This window comes from Phaeodactylibacter xiamenensis, assembly GCF_000759025.1.
Classification (GTDB): domain Bacteria; phylum Bacteroidota; class Bacteroidia; order Chitinophagales; family Saprospiraceae; genus Phaeodactylibacter; species Phaeodactylibacter xiamenensis.
The window spans coordinates 1-971 of sequence record NZ_JPOS01000132.1; the positions used below are offsets into that span (position 1 = coordinate 1).

1 protein-coding gene is annotated in these 971 nt (G+C 42.1%); it reads left to right on the top strand.

Annotated features, from left to right (window positions below; genetic code table 11):
- Positions 1-265: hypothetical protein (locus IX84_RS33670; RefSeq protein ID WP_044230330.1), on the top strand; the 265-nt coding region annotated here is incomplete at its 5' end.
- Positions 266-971 lie beyond the last annotated feature (706 nt).

The window sequence follows — 971 nt, forward strand, 5'->3', positions numbered from 1 at the left end:
GGATGAAAAGATTAATTTCAGGAATCCCGGCCTGCGTGTAGCCCGGGCCGTTGGGTGCAAGCCCTACCGGGGGGAGCCACCCGCCCGCCCGGCACTGCGCACATCCTCGCCTAAGGGCTCTTATGTGCGGCAATGTCTCGGGCTCATAGCCAACCCGCCCTGCACCCAACGCAGTGCAGCCGACAATACTCCGCTGCGCTACGTACTGCGGCTGCACGTTCCCGTTATGGGGTACCGCATGAGAATTGGCATTCTATGGAATTGAAAATATGAATTGTCCCGCCTCAAGAATGAAAACTCAGAATTGGGAATTATCCGGAAATCAAGAACTTGAGTTCCAAATCGGGTAAATGAAATTTTGAAAGGCGGGTAAAGGTCCTGTCGAGTATTGTATTTTTTACGGTGAATCGGATAGAAAACGAAAAATTTGGATTCTTAAGATTAGCCGGGCCCATCTTGAAAAATGAGATTGGTTTTTTCAGAAGGAGTTTGAGTTTAGGCGGCTTTTGAAATAGAAATCAAGAATTTGAATTTCGTCCAAAAACAGAATTTGGGAATCTGGAGATTTTGAAACGGAGAACGTTGATTGAATCAATTTGACAATCTAAGTTCAGAGATCAAAAACTCAAGATTTGGAGAACCTGAAACTGATTTTGATGAATTTAGGAGATTGAATCCAGTAAATTGAAGAGATCAAAAATCAGGTTGAATCTTCTGGAAATTGAGGCCTGAATCCTGAACCAGATTGATTATTGTCCGATTTTTGGTTGATTTTAGATTCAAGAAGATCAAATTGAAGAATCAAGATTTTGAAACTGAATCAACTGAAAATCAAGGAATTGAAATCAGTTGAAAAGAATTGAATAGCCGCCTTTTGGTTAGTCCAGAATTTGAAATGGGCCCTTTTTTTGAAACGGTGAAAAGAATAAAGCGGCAACCCATAACAATGGCTACACTCAAGCTGGGTAAAA